An 18,356-nucleotide genomic window follows, 5' to 3' on the forward strand; every position below is an offset into this window, starting at 1 on the left:
AAGCATCGTTAATTCGATGCTTTTTTGCCTTTTAAATATACAGTTTCTATTAAGTTGTTTCCAAAACTATAAGGAATAAACCCAAAAGAAGGAATTTCTTTAGTTATCATGAAATTAGCGAATTTACCTTTAGTTATACTGCCAACTTTGTTTTCTAAATTCATAGCAAAAGCACCATTAATTGTAGCTGCATTTATAGCTTCTTCTGGAGTCATTTTCATTTTTATACAAGCAGTTGCTACTACAAAATTCATATTTCCAGAAGGTGTTGAGCCTGGGTTGTAATCTGTAGCTAAAGTTAAAGGTAAACCAGCATCAATTATCTTTCTTGCTGGTGTGTAAGGAATACTTAAAAAATATGAACAGGAGGGAAGTGCTACAGGCATTGTTTCTGCACTTATTAGAACTTTTAAATCCGTATCCGATAAAACTTCTAAATGATCTACAGATAATGCTTTGTGTTTAATTGAAATTTCAATCCCATCAATAGAGTTAAATTGATTGACATGAACTTTAGGAATCAATCCATATTTTTTTCCTGCGGATAAAATTTTATCTGTTTCGTCTACAGAGAAATAACCAACTTCACAAAAAACATCTATAAAATCTGCCAAATCTTCTGCTGCTATTTTTGGTAGCATTTCATTAATAATCAAATTAATATAACCTTCCTTATTGTTCTTAAATTTATTCGGAATTGCATGAGCACCTAAAAATGTTGCTTTTATAGGAATATCATAATTTTCTTTCAATTTTTTAATAACTCGTAGCATTTTTAATTCAGCCTCTACCGTTAAACCATAACCAGATTTTATTTCAATGGCTCCTGTGCCTAATATAATTACTTCTTCTAATCTTTTTGCAGATTGTATATACAAATCTTCTTCAGAAGTTTCTTGAAGTTTTTTTGCTGAATTTAAAATTCCACCACCATTATTTGCAATTTCTTCATAAGACAAACCATTAATTCTATCTACAAATTCTTGTTCTCTATTTCCAGCAAAAACGATGTGAGTGTGAGAGTCACACCAAGTTGGAAGTATCATTTTTCCTGTACAATCAATCTTATCATCAAAAGTAGATTCTAATAAATCGCTCATTTTTCCATAATCAAAAATAAGTCCATCTTTTATTATTAAAAAAGCACCTTTAATTGTTGGTAATATCTTCATTTCTTTACCAGAAACTTTTTTAACAAATTTATCTCTAACTTGAATTAATTCTTTAATATTGATGAATAATTGAGTCATAAAAATTGATTAAATTAGTTAAACAAACATACATAAATCTACTGAAATGATTCCAAAAGAAGAATACAATCCTTACTTCGAACAATATATTCAACTTGTTTCTAAAGACAAATCAATAATTGAAAATTTAGAAGATTCTCAAAATCAATTTGATACTTTATTAAGAAATATTCCAAAAGAAAAACACAATTTTTCTTATGCTGAAGGAAAATGGACGTTAAAGGAATTAATACAACATACTATAGACACAGAACGTATTTTCTGTTATAGAGCACTTTGTTTTGCAAGAAATGATAAAACATCATTACCTGGTTTTGATCAAGATATTTTTGTTGATTATGGAAATGCCAATCAATTAGATTACTTCGATTTATTAGAAGAAATGGCAACTTTAAGAAAGTCTACCATACAATTGTTTAAAAGTTTTTCTGAAGAAGCATTATTAAGAATTGGAGTAGCTTCAGATAATAAAATATCTGTAAGAGCTTTAGGATGTTTGTTTTCAGGGCATCAATTACATCATTTTAATGTAATTAAAGAACGTTATTTGTTAGATAATTAAATTAACAACAAGTATTTTAAAAATTATAAGCCTCACGTAAATGAGGCTTATGAAATAGTTTAATATTCTGTTTTATCTTCTTTTTCAGACCATTTTTGGAAAGGTTCTAAAGCAATTTCTCGACCAATTTGTTCAAAAGGAATGCTTCTTTTTTCATACGGAAGGGGAATTTCTTTGTAGATAAATTCGTCATCAAAACCAATATTAGCTGCGTCTTGTTGATTACTTCCATAATATACTTTATCAGGTCTTGCCCAGTAAATTGCACCTAAACACATTGGACAAGGTTCGCAAGAAGTATATACGATACAACCATCTAATTGAAAAGATTCTAAATTTTTACAAGCATCTCTAATTGCAGTTACTTCTGCATGTGCTGTTGGGTCGTTTGTAGAAGTTACTTTATTATTTCCACGACCTACAATTTCTCCATTTTTCACAACAATACAACCAAAAGGTCCACCTTCATTATTACTCATTCCTGTTAAAGCAGCTTTTACTGCTTCACTCATAAATTCTTCGTGATTTGTCATTTCTATATTCTAGATAAAAAAAGCTGTAAAATTAATTACAGCTTTTTAAATTATTAACTTAATTCTGTTTATTTTAATCCTCCTGTCATTTCTTCTGGTTTTACCCAAGCATCATATTCTTCTGGAGTTACGTAGCCTAAACGTACAGCTTCATGTTTTAAAGTGGTTCCGTTTTCGTGTGCAGTGTTTGCAATTTCTGCAGCTTTGTAATAACCAATTTTAGTATTTAAGGCAGTTACCAACATTAGAGAATTACTTACCAATTCTGCAATTCTTGAATGATTTGGTTCAATTCCTGCAGCACAATTTTCTTCGAAAGAATTACAAGCATCTCCAATTAATTGAGCAGATTGTAAAACGTTTGCAGCCATCATTGGTTTAAAAACGTTTAATTCGTAATGACCTTGCGTTCCTCCAACTGTAACAGCAACATCATTCCCCATAACTTGTGCACATACCATTGTAATTGCTTCTGCTTGGGTAGGATTTACTTTCCCTGGCATAATTGAAGAACCTGGCTCATTTGCAGGGATAATGATTTCTCCAATTCCAGATCTTGGTCCTGAAGCCATCATTCTAATATCGTTTGCAATTTTATTTAAAGAAACTGCCACTTGTTTTAAAGCACCATGTGTTTCTACTAAAGCATCGTGTGCCGCTAAAGCTTCAAATTTATTTTCTGCAGTTATAAAAGGCAATTCTGTAAATTCTGCAATGTATTTTGCTACTAAAACATCATATCCTTTAGGTGTATTTAAACCTGTACCCACTGCAGTTCCTCCTAAAGCTAACTGACTTAAATGTGCCAATGTGTTTTCTAAAGCTTTTAAACCGAAATCTAATTGTGCTACATAACCAGAAAATTCTTGACCTAATGTAAGTGGAGTAGCATCCATTAAATGCGTTCTACCAATTTTTACAACATCTTTAAAAGCAACAGCTTTGTCGTGTAAAGTGTTTCTTAATTTAATGATTCCTGGCATTGTTGTTTCTACAATTTTCTTGTAGATGGCAATATGCATTCCTGTAGGAAATGTATCATTAGAAGATTGAGATTTGTTTACATCGTCATTTGGTTGAATGGTTTTTTCGCCTTCGCCAATAACTTTTCCTGCAATTTCGTGAGCTCTGTTTGCAATAACTTCGTTCACGTTCATGTTAGATTGTGTACCAGAACCTGTTTGCCAAATTACTAAAGGAAACTGATTGTCATGCTTTCCTTCTAAAATTTCATCACAAACTTTAGCAATTAAATCTCTTTTTTCTTCTGCTAAAACTCCTAATTCTGTATTTGTGTATGCAGCAGCTTTTTTAAGATATGCAAAGCCATAAACGATTTCTAGAGGCATTGAAGCTGGTGCGCCTATTTTAAAATTGTTACGAGAACGTTCTGTTTGTGCTCCCCAATATTTATCTGCAGGAACATTTACTTGCCCCATTGTGTCTTTTTCTATTCTATACATTGTCATGTTTATTGAATTTTAGGAATACAAATTTACGAAAAGTAGCGCAAAAGCCTCTAAACATTTTGGTTAAAAACTCTTGAAAATTTTTGAATTTAAGTAGTAGAATCTAAAAATATATATTATTTTTGTAGTATAAATTTTTTCAAATAATTATAAATGTTAGATTTTTCAGAATTTTCAGGTTTGGTTTTATTCATGTTTATTTTTACAGCTGGTTTCTGGTTGTTAATTTTCTTATTAACATTTGTAGTGCCTTATTGGATTGGTGGAACTATTTGGGAAAATATGAAATTAAAGAAGGAAGCAAGAAAAGCTGCTGAAGGTAAGTAGTTTTAAAAAAAATATATTTTAATAAAAAACTCGTTCAATTTAATTGAACGAGTTTTTTTGTGGGTTTGAGTGAGTGCGTTAGGGATTGAAGCATTTGTTTGAGCTCTTTTTTATTTTTCTTAAAAAAAGCGAGTGCTGAAAGCCCGTTAAAACGCCCAAATTAAAAATCTTCTCCACCACCATCATCATCACCATTTCTGCCAGATCTTCTGTCTTTTTGGTTTTTATTTTGATTGAATCTGTAAGTAAATGTTAATGATACTTGACGAATTCTCCATTGAAATGATTGGTTGGTAATATTTGTAGGGTTTTCTCTACTTGGAGCAAAACTATTTATTTCATATTTTCTTGAGTTAAAAAGGTCACTTACATTTAAAACCAAGGTTCCTTTGTCTTTTAAAATGTCTTTACTGAATGCTAAATTTGTTGAAAGAATACCTTTGGTAAAACTTTGTGCATCGTTTCTCGGGCCTATGTAAAACAATCTTGTTTGTGATTGAATGTCCCAAGGAAGCGTAATTTTTGCATCGAAACGTGTAAACCAAGATGTGTTTTCGGTGTCGAAGTTTTGGGTAATTGTAGATACTGCATTTGTTGTAGGATCAGTAACATCATAAGAGTATTCTCCTTTTGTTTCGAATTGAAAAAAGTTAAAACTACCAGAAAAACGAACTTTTTTACTTGCATTATAATTAGCTGTAAACTCGAAACCTGCTCTGTCTTCTGACGCTAAATTAATTGGTTGTCTTACTAAAACATTAGTTTCTTTACCATTAATAATTCTAACTTCTTGGCTGTTAACTCTTGTAATATTGTTTGTTGAATGTTGATAATAGATAGAAGAATTAAGGGTTAATTTACCCCATCTATTTAAGTATCCTAAATCGAAAGAGTTTGTGTATGTTGGATCTAAATCTACATTTCCTTTAGAAATTATAGTCTCACTTGCTCTGTTTTCAAACGGATTTAAATACCTAGAACGTGGTCTTCTTAACCTTTTACTATACCCTAAAGTAAAACTTTGTTTGTCTGATAATTCATAACCAAAGTTTACAGTTGGAAAAAAATCTGTGTACTTTTTGGTGAAGCTTTCAGCAGTATTTAGCAATTTAATATCTAAATCTGTAATTTCTGCTCGTAAACCAAAAAGATAAGAGAACTTGTCAATTTTACTTCCGAATTGTGTGTAGAATGCGTTTACATTTTGTGTGAATTCTAAATTATTAGAAGGATTGTTACTTGGATCTAAATTAGGTGCAATTACTAAATAATCTGATGTTAAATCTTGAAAACTCCCACGATAACCAGCTTCGAATTGAGATTCTTTTCCTATTGGCAACACATAATCTGCTTGAATTAAATTATCTATAGAAAGTTCGTTTGTAGTGTTTGTTTCTGGGTTAATATCTGTAATAATAGCTTCTTCATCTTCTTTACTTGCACTATGCTGAAAATCTAATGTTAATTTCTGACCTTTGTCGTCAATATTATTAACGTAATTTAAAGAAAATTGCAATGTTTGATCTACTTCGCTTTCATCTTGAATACGAGTAGAATTATATAAGTTATTACCTGAAGGATCAAAAGAACTAATGTTGTTTACTGAAGTATCTAAACCGTCTGAATCTCTCACAAAAATAGTACCTGTAATAGAACTTTTTTTATTTAAAAAATACTCCAAACCAATGTTTGCGTTAAAACCTTTTCTGTTTCTATTATTATCTCTGTTTTCAATTCTTGTGCTGTCTATTATACCGCCAGTTAAGTAAGTAATATCAGAATTATATGTTCCTGGACCACCTCTGTCACTATAACCAAAATTAGAAAAAAGGTTTATTTTTTCTGAACGTAAATTTAAATTTACAGCTCCTTGATAATTTTTAGGATCACCAACTGTTACGTTTACAGAACCGTTAAAACCTGTTGCTTTTCCTTTTCTTAAAATGATATTTAAAATTCCTGCAGTTCCTTCTGCGTCATATCTTGCAGATGGAGAAGTAATAACCTCTATTCTTTCGATTGCGTCTGAGGGTAATTGTCTTAAAGCATCTGTACCACTTAAACCTACTAAAGCAGATGGTTTACCATCAATTAAAATACGTACATTTTCACTTCCTCTTAAACTTACAGTTCCTTCTGCATCTACATCTACAGATGGTACGTTGTCTAAAACATCTGATGCAGTACCACCTTTTACAGTCATATCTTTACCAACATTATAGATTTTTTTATCCAAACGAATATCAACTGTAGATTTTTCTGCGATAACCACAATTTCATCTAAATTATTTGTGTCTTCAGATAACTTTATAACTCCAAAATTTTTATTTGCTGTAATTTCTTCAACAGGAAATTTTTTAGTTTTAAAAGAGATAAACTCAACACTTATTTCATAAGTTCCTTTTGGAGTTTGAATGTTGAAGTTTCCTTTTTCATCAGTAATTCCTCCAGATATTTTAGCTGTTTTTGTGTTTTTTAAAACAACAGTTGCGTATTCTAAAGGCTGATTTGTTTTTGCATCAACAATTTTTCCAGTAATAGAAATGTTAGCTGCGTTTGATGGTCTTTGTGCAAATAAAAATGTTGCCGAAAATAGGCAACAAATTAAAATAGTAATTTTTTTTATCAAAACTAGTTGGTTTTTTAGTTTAAGACAGCAAAGTTTACTTTTAGTTTAAATAGATTTAGTTAAATAAAAGTTAAAGAAAAAAATCTAAATGTTAAACATTAAATGATGGTAGAAATGTTTTCAGTTGGTCTACCTATAACTGCTTTGTTTTTATTAATGATAATAGGTCTTTCAATCAGCTTTGGGTTTTGTATCATTGCTTTTATAATTTCAGAATCAGACAATTCTTTTCCTTTGTAATTTTCTTTCCAAATTTTTTCTGATTTACGAACCAGCTCAATAGGAGAAATATTTAATAATTTAATAATTTCTGTTAGTTCTTTTTCTGAAGGAACTGCATCTAAATATTTTACAATTTTGAATTCTTTACCAGAATTTTCTAATAGTGCAACTCCTTGTCTCGATTTAGAACAACGTGGATTGTGGTATATTTTTATCATTTTTAATCTATTTTTATGATTGATTTATTAACGGAATAAAACGTCCTTTTTTGAAGTGAGTCGAACTTTTTATTAGCAAAACTTTTTTGCTTTTCAAAATTAGGATATGTAATGTTAGACATATTTAACAACGTAAAAAAAGTATTTGTAGTTGCTATTTTGTTAGTTGTATTCTTTTTTAAAAAGTTATATTTTTTAGTAAAATTCTTATTGTATTTATCTGATGTCCAAATTAATAAAGGTATTTCTGTTTCGTATTTAGATGGATTTTCGAAACCGTGTAATAGTTTTTTATCATCTGTGTCAAATAAATTTTCTCCATGATCAGAAATATAATACATAAAAGAATTTGCTTTCTTATTTTTTATTTTCTGAATTATTTCTCCCAAAATAAAATCTGTATATAAAATAGAATTATCATAACTATTTATAGTTTTTATACGATTATTAAAATCACTTGTACTTTCAATAGACAACCCTTTTTCTAAAGTTGGAGAGAAAACTGTATATTTTTCTGGATATCTGTAATTATACCTAAAATGGCTTCCAACAGTATGAATTATTATGAACTTCTTTTTGTTTTTATCCTTTAAAACATTATCTAAAACGGGTAAAATATTTTCGTCAAAACCTGCGGCATCCAAAGGTTTAGAGGTATTAATATAAGTGTCAGTAATTTTAGAATATAAGCCAAAAATACTTCCAATTCCTATTTGCTGATTACTAATCCAATAGGTAGAAAACCCAGCTTCTTTGTATGCTTTTACAATATTTGGTTCGTTAAATTTAATTTCTGGATTTTCTGGTGTTGCACGCGTTAACATAAAAGGAATACTTAAAGAGGTAACATTCGCATTGCTTTTTACGTCTTTATATACCAACAGATTTTTGATTGTATCTAAATTAGGAGTTGTATTTTTTGGGTAGCCATATACATGAAAATTATGTTTTCTAGCCGTTTCTCCAATCACTAAAACATAAATTTCATCTTCAGTTAAAGAATCCATTTTTTTAGCATTAAAAGTAAAGTTTTTAGTGTTTTTAAAATATTTTTTTTTCTTTTGAAGTCCCTTATGAACCTCATAAGACTTTATAAAAAAACCAACAGGAAAATTTTTAGTCATTTGTACTTTAAAAGAATAATTTACAGCTCTAATAATTTCAGAACTTTTATTATTAAAAGTAAAAGCAAGTTTAGTATTTCTAATTCCTAAAGCAATAAAAGTAAAAACAAAAACCAATAAAATACTCTTTTTTGTTTTTTTACTTATTAAAAATGATGGCTTTATTTTTTTTGAAATGATTAATATTAAGGCAAAAATAGAAATTAGAGTTAGTACAGATAAGAAGTTTAATAAAACTGTTTCTTTAACTTCATTATAGTTTGTTAGTAGTATTGATGCTACTAATTCTTGAGAAGAAGCTGTTTTAAATTGAAGAATATGTGAAGCTTCAAAAATAACAACCGGAAAAAGTAAAATAGTTAAATAACTAAAATATTTTGGCTTTAAAAATGTTAATGGAATTGAAATAATTGATAATGAAATTAAAAAGAAAACACCTTTTTTAAGTAAGCTTCCTACTGCTGAATCTTCACCAATTAGAATAAACAAAAGATTAGGAATCATTAAAAATAAAATTAATGATGCAATATAAAAGTATTGGTTTTTTTTAAGATTCTTTTTGTCCATTCAACATTAAATAAGATTTTAAAAACGGATTGATATCTCCATTCATTACATTATCTACATTACCAGTTTCATGACCAGTTCTTACATCTTTCACCAATTTATAAGGATGCATTACATAATTTCGAATCTGGCTTCCCCATTCATTTTTTAATTTTCCAGATTCAATTTCATCTCTTGCTGCTTGTTGTTTTTGCAGTTCAATTTCATATAATTGAGATTTTAGCATTTTCATTGCTGTTGCTCTATTATCATGTTGAGAACGCGAATTAGAACAAGAAATTTGAATTCCTGTTGGTTTATGAGTCAGCTGAACTTTCGTTTCTACTTTGTTTACATTTTGTCCTCCAGCACCACTTGATCTTGCTGTAACAATTTCTATATCTGCAGGATTTATTTCAATTTCTATAGAATCATCAGCAACAGGAAAAACATAAACAGAACCAAAAGTAGTGTGTCTTTTTGCATTAGAATCGAAAGGCGAAATACGTACCAATCTATGCACGCCATTCTCACCTTTTAACCAACCAAAAGCATAATCGCCATCAATTTCAATAGTAATTGTTTTAATTCCTACAACATCTCCAGCTTGATAATTGAGTGTTTTTAGTTTAAAGCCTTGCTTTTCTGCCCACATTGTGTACATTCTTGAAAGCATTTCTACCCAATCGCAACTTTCTGTTCCTCCAGCACCAGCAGTAATTTGTATGGTTGCAGACAAAGAATCTCCTTCTTCCGAAAGCATGTTTTTAAACTCAATATCTTCTAAAAAAGTACTTACTTTTTCGAATTGTTCTTCGATTTCACTTTCTTCAACTTCACCTTCTTTGTAAAATTCATACAAAACAATAATATCTTCATTTAAAGTTATTGCTTTTCTGTAATCTTCTACCCATTGTTTTTTAAAACGAAGTTCCTTCATAACAACTTCCGCAGCTTTTGGGTCGTTCCAAAAATCTGGGTTTGCTGTTTTTTCCTCTTCATTGGCAATTTCAATGAGTTTTTTATCAATCTCTAAATAAGATTTCAATTTCTCAATTCTTGTTGCAATATCTTTAAGTTGGTCTTGTGTAATCATAAGTCGAACAAAAATAAATGAAATTTTAAGAACTCTTCTTTTAAAAGCTGATTCTTATTTTATAGATTTATAGAAAATATACCAACCATGAAAAAATCTCTACTAATTCTATTATTAATTTCATTTTCTTTTGATGGGTTTTCACAGTTTTTTACAGAAAAATCTAATAATAAACTTCAAAAAGGAATTGCTAAATACGAAGGTTATTTTACTTTTTATTATGATGAAAATAAGGATGAAATTTTTCTTCAAATTGAAAATTTAGGGAATGAATTCTTATATGTACGTTCACTTTCTGAAGGAATTGGTTCTAACGATATTGGTTTAGATCGTGGACAATTAGGTGGTGGAGTAGTAGTGCATTTTAAAAAAGCTGGTAATAAAATTATGATGATTCAGCCGAATCAAGATTTTAGAGCAATTACAGATAACAAAGAAGAAAAACAATCTGTAAAAGAAGCATTTGCAAAATCGGTTTTACATGGTTTTATTATTAAAGAAGAAAAAAATGGTGTTTTTTTAGTAGACGCAACTTCATTTTTTATGCAAGATGCACATGGTGTTGCTAGAACTTTAGCAAGAAATAACCAAGGAAATTACAGTTTAGATAAAAGTAAATCTGCTTTTAATATTGAGAGAACAAAAGCATTTCCTAAAAATGTAGAGTTTGATGTGATGCTAACATTTAAAGGTTCTCCAAAAGGATATAATATTAGAAGTGTAGCGCCAAATGCAAGTTTGGTTACTGTAAATCAGCATCATTCTTTAGTAGAATTACCAAATAATAATTACAAACCAAGAAAATTTGATACACGTTCTGGAGGTTACCCAATGTCTTATTTAGATTATGCAACGCCAGTAAATGAATCAATTACAAAACGTTTTATTTACAGACACAGATTAGAAAAAAAAGACCCAAATGCTGCAATTTCTGAAGCAAAAGAACCAATTATTTATTATTTAGACAGAGGAACTCCAGAACCAGTTCGTTCAGCTTTATTAGATGGAGGAAAATGGTGGAATCAAGCTTTTGAAGCTGCTGGTTATAAAGATGCTTTTCAAATGAAAATGTTGCCAGAAGGCGCAGATCCTTTAGATATTCGTTATAATATGGTGCAATGGGTGCATAGATCTACCAGAGGTTGGAGTTATGGTGCAAGTATTTCTGACCCAAGAACGGGCGAAATTATTAAGGGTCATGTAAGTTTAGGTAGTTTACGAATTCGTCAAGATTTCTTAATAGCACAAGCGTTGCATGCTCCTTACAAAAATAATTCAGTTGATGATGATTTTGCGTTACAAATGGCAATTGCAAGAATTAGACAATTATCTGCACATGAAATAGGGCATACTTTAGGTTTTGCACATAATTTTTCTGCAAGTACAAATGGTAGAGCTTCTGTGATGGATTATCCGCATCCAAAATTCAGTTTAAAAAATGATGAAATTGATTTTTCTGATGCTTATGATACAAAAATTGGAGATTGGGATAAAGTAACAGTTGCTTATTTTTATCAAGATTTTCCTTCGGATAAAAATGAAGAAAATGAGTTGAATTCCATTTTAGAAAATGCTACAAAAAACGGATTAAAATATTTATCAGACCAAGATGCAAGAAGTCAAGGAAGTGCAAGTGCTTCTGCTCATTTGTGGGATAATGGAGGTAATATTCATGATGAATTATACAATATTCTGAAAATCAGAAAAACAGCCATTGAAAAATTTTCTAAGGATAATATTAAAACAAACGAACCTTATTCTGTTTTGGAAGATGTGTTTGTTCCGCTGTATTTTTTCCATCGTTTTCAAACAGAAGCTACCGTAAAATTAATTGGTGGTTTAGATTATTCTTATGCTGTAAAAGGCGATAACCAATCCATTGTAAAAAGAGTTTCTGGAACCACAGAAAGAATAGCATTACAAGCTGTTTTGCAAACTATTAATGTTGATGAAATTGCAATTCCGAAAGAAAAATTAGAATTATTTCCTCCAAGAGCAATGGGTTATGGTAGAAGTAGAGAATCTTTTAATAGTAAGTTAGGTGTTGCTTTTGATGCTTTTTCTGCGGTTGAAACAGCTTCTGAAATGACTTTGAATTTATTATTGAATCCACAAAGAGCTTCAAGATTAATAGCACATAAAAGCTTACAAAAAAGACAATTAGGTTTAGATGAATTAATTGATGAATTGGTAAATAAAACCATAAAAAAAACATATAAAGACACTTATTATCAAGAACTACAGAATGTTGTAAATGTGAAAGTTTTAGAACAGTTATTTGCTTTGGGCGCTAATAAAAACCAATATGCACAAGTAAATGCAATTGTAAATTTTAAGGTTGATGAAATTAAATCACTTCTAAAAAATGGAAATTCAGCAGGAATCCAAAATATGTACAACAAAGCCATGATTAAAATGATTGAAGATTTTCAGAAAAATCCAACTTCATTTAAGAAAACTAAAGCACTTCAAATTCCAGATGGTTCTCCAATTGGGAGTGATAAATATTAATGATAAGAAAAATAATAATCACAGGAACAACTTGTACAGGAAAAACAACTTTAGGAAGAAAATTAGCAAAAGAATTATCGATTAAACAAGTAGATTTAGACGATATACATTTTCTGCCAAATTGGGTAGAAAAGGAAAATGCTGTTTTTGTGTCTGATGTAAATAAGGAAATACAAAAATATGATGAATGGATTGTTTCTGGAAGTTATCAATCACTTTTAAAAGATACGGTTTGGCAAGAAGCAAATACTATTATTTGGTTAGATTATCCTTTAAATTTAATTATAAGAAGGTATTTTATTAGAACATATAGGAGAGTATTTCTAAAAGAAATATGTTGTGGTGAAAATTATGAAACGTTAGCTAAAACCTTCTCTAAAGAAAGTTTATTTCTATGGATTTTTAAAACCTATTGGCACAGAAAAAGAAGAATGAAAAGTTGGAAATCTACATTATTTTCTCATAAAAATTGGATTGTTTTAGAATCTCCCAAAGAAGAAAAAATGCTTAAAAATATTTTATAAATATCTAGTCTACAGTAATTTCTGTTGTTTGGTAAAGTGGAATTCCAGTAGAAGTAATTCCTTGTATTTCTATAAGATATTTACTGTCTGCATCTGAAGTGAAAAATGAAATTTCTACAGATTTTTCATTATTAATTATAATACTTGGTACCCAATGTAAAGTAGTTCTTATATCTGCTTTAGTTTGTTCCTCAATTCCATTTATATGATCTGGTGCATAAAATTCTTTTGCTGTGTATAAACCAACAGCTTTATAATCTATAATTCCTGGTTTTCTTTTAATGTTTCTATTCGATTTAAAGCCATTGCCTTGTTTAGAATAGATAGAAATTACTGCGCCATTACTACTAAACATCATAGCATCTCCACCCGTTAAAACATCTATAAATGAAATTTCATTAGAAGAAATTACAGATAAATCACCTATTTCAATTGGTGTTTCATCATATAAAATTAAAGGACTAACATTAGCAGATCTACTTAAATAAATTGAATCATTTATAATTCTAATTCCTGGAAGTCCTAAAAATAAATCGATAGCTCTTCCGCTTCCAATACTATTTTTATCAGAAACATCATATCTGTTAAAAGCATCTCCATAAGAAGCTCTAGAGCTCATTTCATCATCTCTAGTTATTTCTTTACTTTTTAATTTAGAACTTATAATAACTTCATCTAAAACATTTTCATATTGTTTAAATTTATCGTTAATTTCTTCCAAATATCTTTGTAGTTTTAAATATGTATCAATATCTGTTTTAGTTTTTTTATTTTTTATTACTGAATCATCTAAAAATACTTCTGCAATACTTTTACTTGTATTTGGTACAATTAATATTTTTCTATCAGTATCTTTTTCTGACTTGAAATTTGTAAGTCTAGCCTCTAATAATACAGGAATACTGTCATGAAAAATAAAGGGGCCATAAGAATATTCTCCTTTGTTATTCGATTTTTTAATTGGTTCTTGATGAACAGATTCTCCTACAAAAGTTAATCTTGTTGGTACAGATTTTATGCTGTAAGGAGCGTTCATGTCTAGTGTTTTTCCGGAGATAAAAAGTCCTTTTTCTTCGCTATATTTTTTTTCTGTTACTGAATTAGAAATAATTTCTTGCCAAGTAAACCTTCTCCAACCATGAGTTAGCATTAATAAATCTAATAAATATTGTCTTTTTCTTACATTTTCATTTTCGAAAAAATAATTAGGGTTTTTAATTTTACCACGTAAGTCTGAATTTAGTAATAACCAAGTTTTTATGTTTTCAGAATATTTAATGTTTGGTGAAGCATTAATATCTTTAACAGTCATAGAAAGTATGCTTGGTAATGTTTCCTTTAAATTGTTCTCAACATTTAATTTTAGCGTAACTTTTTTTCTATTTCCAAAATACTCTTTAGGCTTCTTAATGGTTATTGTAGGTTTTTTAAAATCGTTTTCCACAAAAACTAATCGTTCACAAACTGCTTGGCCATTAGAATTAAATAGTGTTAGATGGAGTATTCCACTATTCAATTTTTGAATAGGAATTCTTAAAATACTATTATTTTTGGCTTCTTTAAAATTTTGATTAAATATAAGTTTCCCACGTTCATGAATTACTAATGAAGTTCCTAATAATCCATTAATGGTATTAGAATTTAATTCTAACACTATCTGTTTTTGATTATTGATAGCATTTAAAACAAAACCATTTTCTAGAGCATCTGGTAATTTATATCTGTACGTATTGTTGTTTGTAGTTACTTCTGCAAAATAATTTTTTCCTTTTTCTGGAATGATTGAAAATTCTCCCAAACCAAATTCCGCAGATGTAAATTTTGTAATTTCATGGTTGTTGTCATCTACTATTACACCTGTAACATTTATAGAATTATAAAGATCGTCTTTTAATTTTATTGCTACTTTATTAATTAGGTTATTTACTAAATAACCACCTTGTGGGTAAAAGTTTAAGTCTGGTTTAAAACTAGAATTATTATCATAAATACTATCATTTTTAACTAATTCCGTATCATTAATTAATTGTTTTGAAGACCAAATTGTAATCTCTTTTTGAAAGAAATAGTTTGCACCTTGGTTCCTCATATAATTAGTGTAGGCCCTTAGCTTATAATTTCCAGAAGTTAATTTTTTAGATAATTTAAAATCTCCAGCAGTATTTAAACCATTAATGTAAAGCTGTTTTCTATCTATAAGGCTATCCTTTTCATTTAATAATTCTGTGTAAAGTACTTTACTTTTATTCGTTTTTTCATGCGTGACACCATTTACTAAATACACAGAATACCAAACAGTATCTTCGTTAGAATAATACGTTTTATCTGTATGAACATATATTTTCTCTGGATAATTTTCTGAACTATATCTAAGAAGGTTCTCTGAAATTGTTTCATTAAAATAATTTTGAGAATTTGTTGAAATAGCTAGAAAAGAAAGTACAATAATTAAAAATAATTTAAGTTTCTTCATCATAAAAAAGAGGATATTGGTCATATCAAAAATACCATTAACTATATGATATTAAAAATTATAAATCTTAAAAATAACGCAATTTTGTTTGTGTTTTTTTTAAAATAGCATAATTTTAGCAGATATATAAGAAATATGATAATAGACCTAATTTCAGATACCGTAACAAAACCAACAAAAGATATGTTGGCTGCAATGATGAATGCAAAAGTTGGTGACGATGTTTTTAAAATGGATCCAACCGTAAATGAGTTGCAAGAAAAAGTAGCCAAAATGTTCGGAATGGAAGATGCGTTATTTTTTCCTTCTGGAACCATGGCAAATCAAGCAGCTATAAAATTGCACACCCAACCTGGAGATAAATTAATTTGCGATAAATACGCGCATGTTTATAATTACGAAGGTGGAGGAGCAGCATTCAATTCTGGAGTAACGTGTAAGTTAATTGATGGAAATAGAGGAATGTTTACAGCAGCGCAATTACAAGAAGCCGTTTCTGGAAGAAATGATATTCATGTTCCGTTTTCTAGTTTAGTTTGTATAGAAAACACAACAAACAAAGGTGGTGGAGCTTGTTGGGATTTTGCTGAATTAGAAAAATTACAAAAAATCTCTAAAGAAAATAACTTGGCTTTTCATTTAGATGGTGCGCGTTTGTTTAATGCTTTGGTGGCAAAAAATGAAACTCCACAACAATATGGGCAGTTATTCGACACAATTTCAATTTGTTTATCCAAAGGTTTGGGCGCACCTATTGGTTCTATTTTGTTAGGTTCTAAAGAGCACATTGCAAAGGCATTAAGAATTCGAAAATTGTTTGGTGGTGCTATGAGGCAAGTTGGGTTTTTAGCAGCTGCAGCAATTTATGCTTTAGATAATCATGTAGAAAGATTGGCAGAAGATCATAAAAAAGCGCAAGAAATTGGTGCCGTTTTAAAGTCTGTTTCTTACGTAACAAAAGTAGAAAACATAGAAACAAATATCATCATTTTTTATGTTGATGAAAAAATTGGAGCAGACAATTTTATCAATAAAATGAAAGATAAAAATATTTTACTAACTCCAATGGGTGAAGGCAGAATTAGAATTGTTACGCATTTAGATTATACAGATGAAATGCACAAAATTTTGTTAAGTGAGCTGAAAAATTATCAAAAATAAAAACGAACAACTGGCGAAATTGGTGAAGCAAACACACTTTTGTTTTCGTCATATAAAACATCATATCTTATACCTACAGCAAATCTACCTTGGTTATAGGCAATACCTAAATGCAACGCAGGAAAATTTGTGCTGTAAGAATTTCCATTTAAGTTTTTTTGATTAGCAAAATAGTAATCTAGATCTCCAGAAAACTGTACACCAAAATTAGTTTGATACAAAGAAATAATGCTAGCACCATAAACATTTGTAGAGAAATCATTAATTTTTGAATACAAATAGTTTACACCTGTACCTAAAGAAAAACCATTGTTAAAGTTATAAATAGCACTTGGTGAAATACCAACTGTAGTTTGATTATTACCAAAACCTAAAGTAAAACCACCTCCAAATTGTACATCGCTCCAAAAGTCAGATTTTTGTGAGAAAGCATTAATTGAGAGAATAAATAAGAATAAACATAGAAACTTTTTCATAAATTACATTTTAATTAATGTTTCCCAATTTAGCAATTTCTTTATAATTTCTTTTTAATTTTCTTAATAAAATTCCATAAAGTAGTTGATAAAACAACCATAAAATACCTAAAGCTACTAGTGTTATTACCAAGGTTAACAATATAATTAGCAATATTTGTTTTGTATTTAAGTCTTCAAATTTTAAATTTATTTCAGCAATCATTACAATAAACATAATTAGAGCCATATAACCCAAATTAAAAATCACGTAGTTTCTAACTGTTTTTCTTGTTTTAATAATTTTCTTCATTAAAACTCTAGTAGAATCTGAAGTTGATATTTTCTTATAGTTTAAATAAAACATTATTAAAAAATAAAAAATAATTACATAAGCTAATATTTGTGAGTAGAAAATAAAACTTTCTAGGCCTATTTTTTTATACTCTGCATAAGCTTCATCCATATCAACAAAAAAGTACAAAGAATTTAAGATTACAAATTCTAAAATACCAATTATAAAAATCCATTTTACAATTGATGATGATTTTGAGTGCGCTAATTTGTAAATTTCTAATGAAGAAAATTTACTTGCTTCTTCTGGTTGATTTTCCCAGGCTTTTTTATAATTGTCTAATAAATCCATAGTTATGGGTTTAAAATATTTTTTAATTTTTCTTTTGCTCTGTTCATTTTTACTCTTGCATTTACACTAGATATACCAAGTGTTTCCGAAATTTCTTTATAAGGTTTGTCTTCTAGATATAGAAATATGAGCGCTTTGTCTATATCATTTAATTGACGAACGGCATTGTAAAGTGCCTTTAATTGTATTTCTTCAGTATCATCATAATCAGTGGCTTTAATTTTATAAGCAACATCACTAAAATCTTGTGTTTTTACCTTTCTAGTAGACTTTCTATACAATGAAATTGCTGTATTTAAAGCTACTCTATACATCCATGTACTAAATTTAGAATCTCCCCTAAACTTTGGGTAGTTTTTCCAAACCTGTATGGTTATTTCTTGAAACAAATCATTATGTGCATCTTGGTTTGTAGTATATAACCTACAAATTTTATGCGCTATGTTTTGATTTTGTTCAAAGTCCGCTAAAAATTTAGTTTCTAAATCTTTCTGCACTTGTAATTAGTTAGTTTGTTTATAAGTAGCATAAAATTAAAGAATGTTACAATTTTATTCATTAAATTTTTAATTAAATAAATTTAATTAGATTTGTTCAGTTAAAAAACAAA

At 29.0% G+C, this 18,356-nt stretch carries 16 protein-coding genes; 5 read left to right on the forward strand and 11 right to left on the reverse strand.

Features of this window, described 5'->3' with window-relative positions; genetic code table 11:
• Positions 1 to 8: 8 nt before the first annotated feature.
• On the reverse strand, positions 9 to 1,250 hold the full coding sequence (gene hutI, locus H9W90_RS02985; RefSeq protein WP_187482983.1) for an imidazolonepropionase: 1,242 nt from the start codon (positions 1,248 to 1,250) through the stop codon (positions 9 to 11).
• 46 nt (positions 1,251 to 1,296) lie between these two features.
• On the opposite strand from hutI, the gene H9W90_RS02990 reads away from it, so the two are divergent.
• Positions 1,297 to 1,812 carry a DinB family protein gene (locus H9W90_RS02990; RefSeq protein WP_187482984.1) on the forward strand — a complete coding sequence of 172 codons (516 nt, stop codon included), beginning with the start codon at positions 1,297 to 1,299 and terminating at the stop codon, positions 1,810 to 1,812.
• A 59-nt stretch (positions 1,813 to 1,871) separates the two neighbouring features.
• On the opposite strand, the gene H9W90_RS02995 is transcribed toward H9W90_RS02990, so the two are convergent.
• Both H9W90_RS02995 and fumC read right to left on the reverse strand, forming a co-directional pair.
• Complete coding sequence (locus tag H9W90_RS02995; RefSeq protein ID WP_187482985.1) at positions 1,872 to 2,345, reverse strand: nucleoside deaminase; 474 nt, start codon at positions 2,343 to 2,345, stop codon at positions 1,872 to 1,874.
• A gap of 68 nt (positions 2,346 to 2,413) precedes the next feature.
• Positions 2,414 to 3,814 (reverse strand): class II fumarate hydratase, encoded by a 1,401-nt coding sequence (fumC, locus tag H9W90_RS03000; RefSeq protein WP_187482986.1) that lies wholly within the window; start codon positions 3,812 to 3,814, stop codon positions 2,414 to 2,416.
• Positions 3,815 to 3,967: 153 nt separating this feature from the next.
• Here fumC and H9W90_RS03005 point away from each other — a divergent pair, with 153 nt between their 5' ends.
• The gene (locus H9W90_RS03005) at positions 3,968 to 4,141 is read left to right on the forward strand and encodes a hypothetical protein (protein ID WP_036821348.1); all 174 of its coding nucleotides are present in this window, start codon (positions 3,968 to 3,970) and stop codon (positions 4,139 to 4,141) included.
• A 160-nt stretch (positions 4,142 to 4,301) separates the two neighbouring features.
• Here the strand turns inward: H9W90_RS03005 and H9W90_RS03010 are convergent, their stop codons facing one another.
• The 4 genes from H9W90_RS03010 to prfB form a co-directional block, all read right to left on the reverse strand.
• Positions 4,302 to 6,770, reverse strand: a complete 2,469-nt coding sequence (locus H9W90_RS03010; RefSeq protein ID WP_254712522.1) for a TonB-dependent receptor — start codon at positions 6,768 to 6,770, stop codon at positions 4,302 to 4,304.
• Between the two features lie 98 nt (positions 6,771 to 6,868).
• Positions 6,869 to 7,210 (reverse strand): arsenate reductase (glutaredoxin), encoded by a 342-nt coding sequence (gene arsC / locus H9W90_RS03015; RefSeq protein WP_187482987.1) that lies wholly within the window; start codon positions 7,208 to 7,210, stop codon positions 6,869 to 6,871.
• 2 nt (positions 7,211 to 7,212) lie between these two features.
• A complete protein-coding gene (locus tag H9W90_RS03020) occupies positions 7,213 to 8,838 on the reverse strand; it encodes a phosphoethanolamine transferase (RefSeq protein ID WP_187482988.1) in 1,626 nt (541 codons plus the stop codon).
• 43 nt (positions 8,839 to 8,881) lie between these two features.
• Positions 8,882 to 9,976 (reverse strand): peptide chain release factor 2, encoded by a 1,095-nt coding sequence (gene prfB / locus H9W90_RS03025; RefSeq protein WP_187482989.1) that lies wholly within the window; start codon positions 9,974 to 9,976, stop codon positions 8,882 to 8,884.
• A gap of 87 nt (positions 9,977 to 10,063) precedes the next feature.
• On the opposite strand from prfB, the gene H9W90_RS03030 reads away from it, so the two are divergent.
• Together H9W90_RS03030 and H9W90_RS03035 are read left to right on the forward strand one after the other, a co-directional pair.
• On the forward strand, positions 10,064 to 12,487 hold the full coding sequence (locus tag H9W90_RS03030; protein WP_187482990.1) for a zinc-dependent metalloprotease: 2,424 nt from the start codon (positions 10,064 to 10,066) through the stop codon (positions 12,485 to 12,487).
• Complete coding sequence (locus H9W90_RS03035) at positions 12,487 to 13,011, forward strand: AAA family ATPase (RefSeq protein ID WP_187482991.1); 525 nt, start codon at positions 12,487 to 12,489, stop codon at positions 13,009 to 13,011. Before H9W90_RS03030 ends, H9W90_RS03035 begins: the two co-directional genes overlap by 1 nt.
• Before the next feature lie 4 nt (positions 13,012 to 13,015).
• Here H9W90_RS03035 and H9W90_RS03040 read toward each other — a convergent pair whose 3' ends face one another.
• Positions 13,016 to 15,487 (reverse strand): Plug domain-containing protein, encoded by a 2,472-nt coding sequence (locus H9W90_RS03040; protein ID WP_187482992.1) that lies wholly within the window; start codon positions 15,485 to 15,487, stop codon positions 13,016 to 13,018.
• Between the two features lie 132 nt (positions 15,488 to 15,619).
• Between H9W90_RS03040 and H9W90_RS03045 the strand changes: the two genes are divergently transcribed.
• Positions 15,620 to 16,645 (forward strand): threonine aldolase family protein, encoded by a 1,026-nt coding sequence (locus H9W90_RS03045; protein WP_187482993.1) that lies wholly within the window; start codon positions 15,620 to 15,622, stop codon positions 16,643 to 16,645.
• Here H9W90_RS03045 and H9W90_RS03050 read toward each other — a convergent pair.
• The 3 genes from H9W90_RS03050 to H9W90_RS03060 are packed head-to-tail and all read right to left on the reverse strand — an operon-like array spanning position 16,636 to position 18,243.
• Positions 16,636 to 17,121 carry a hypothetical protein gene (locus H9W90_RS03050; protein ID WP_187482994.1) on the reverse strand — a complete coding sequence of 162 codons (486 nt, stop codon included), beginning with the start codon at positions 17,119 to 17,121 and terminating at the stop codon, positions 16,636 to 16,638. The two genes, H9W90_RS03045 and H9W90_RS03050, sit on opposite strands and share 10 nt — an antisense overlap.
• A 10-nt stretch (positions 17,122 to 17,131) precedes the next feature.
• Positions 17,132 to 17,746, reverse strand: coding sequence for a DUF8845 family protein (locus H9W90_RS03055; RefSeq protein ID WP_187482995.1), 615 nt, complete (start codon positions 17,744 to 17,746; stop codon positions 17,132 to 17,134).
• Between the two features lie 2 nt (positions 17,747 to 17,748).
• A complete protein-coding gene (locus H9W90_RS03060; RefSeq protein WP_187482996.1) occupies positions 17,749 to 18,243 on the reverse strand; it encodes an RNA polymerase sigma factor in 495 nt (164 codons plus the stop codon).
• Positions 18,244 to 18,356: the final 113 nt, after the last annotated feature.

This window comes from Polaribacter pectinis (genome assembly GCF_014352875.1).
Classification (GTDB): Bacteria; Bacteroidota; Bacteroidia; order Flavobacteriales; family Flavobacteriaceae; genus Polaribacter; species Polaribacter pectinis.

Coding starts and splice junctions, on each gene's coding strand:
- fumC (WP_187482986.1), bottom strand. CDS start 3,814: ATGACAATGTATAGAATAGAAAAAGACACAATGGGGCAAGTAAATGTT.
- H9W90_RS03040 (WP_187482992.1), bottom strand. CDS start 15,487: ATGATGAAGAAACTTAAATTATTTTTAATTATTGTACTTTCTTTTCTA.
- H9W90_RS03055 (WP_187482995.1), bottom strand. CDS start 17,746: ATGGATTTATTAGACAATTATAAAAAAGCCTGGGAAAATCAACCAGAA.
- hutI (WP_187482983.1), bottom strand. CDS start 1,250: ATGACTCAATTATTCATCAATATTAAAGAATTAATTCAAGTTAGAGAT.
- arsC (WP_187482987.1), bottom strand. CDS start 7,210: ATGATAAAAATATACCACAATCCACGTTGTTCTAAATCGAGACAAGGA.
- H9W90_RS03050 (WP_187482994.1), bottom strand. CDS start 17,121: ATGAAAAAGTTTCTATGTTTATTCTTATTTATTCTCTCAATTAATGCT.
- H9W90_RS03030 (WP_187482990.1), top strand. CDS start 10,064: ATGAAAAAATCTCTACTAATTCTATTATTAATTTCATTTTCTTTTGAT.
- H9W90_RS02995 (WP_187482985.1), bottom strand. CDS start 2,345: ATGACAAATCACGAAGAATTTATGAGTGAAGCAGTAAAAGCTGCTTTA.
- H9W90_RS03020 (WP_187482988.1), bottom strand. CDS start 8,838: ATGATTCCTAATCTTTTGTTTATTCTAATTGGTGAAGATTCAGCAGTA.
- H9W90_RS03005 (WP_036821348.1), top strand. CDS start 3,968: ATGTTAGATTTTTCAGAATTTTCAGGTTTGGTTTTATTCATGTTTATT.
- H9W90_RS02990 (WP_187482984.1), top strand. CDS start 1,297: ATGATTCCAAAAGAAGAATACAATCCTTACTTCGAACAATATATTCAA.
- prfB (WP_187482989.1), bottom strand. CDS start 9,976: ATGATTACACAAGACCAACTTAAAGATATTGCAACAAGAATTGAGAAA.
- H9W90_RS03035 (WP_187482991.1), top strand. CDS start 12,487: ATGATAAGAAAAATAATAATCACAGGAACAACTTGTACAGGAAAAACA.
- H9W90_RS03045 (WP_187482993.1), top strand. CDS start 15,620: ATGATAATAGACCTAATTTCAGATACCGTAACAAAACCAACAAAAGAT.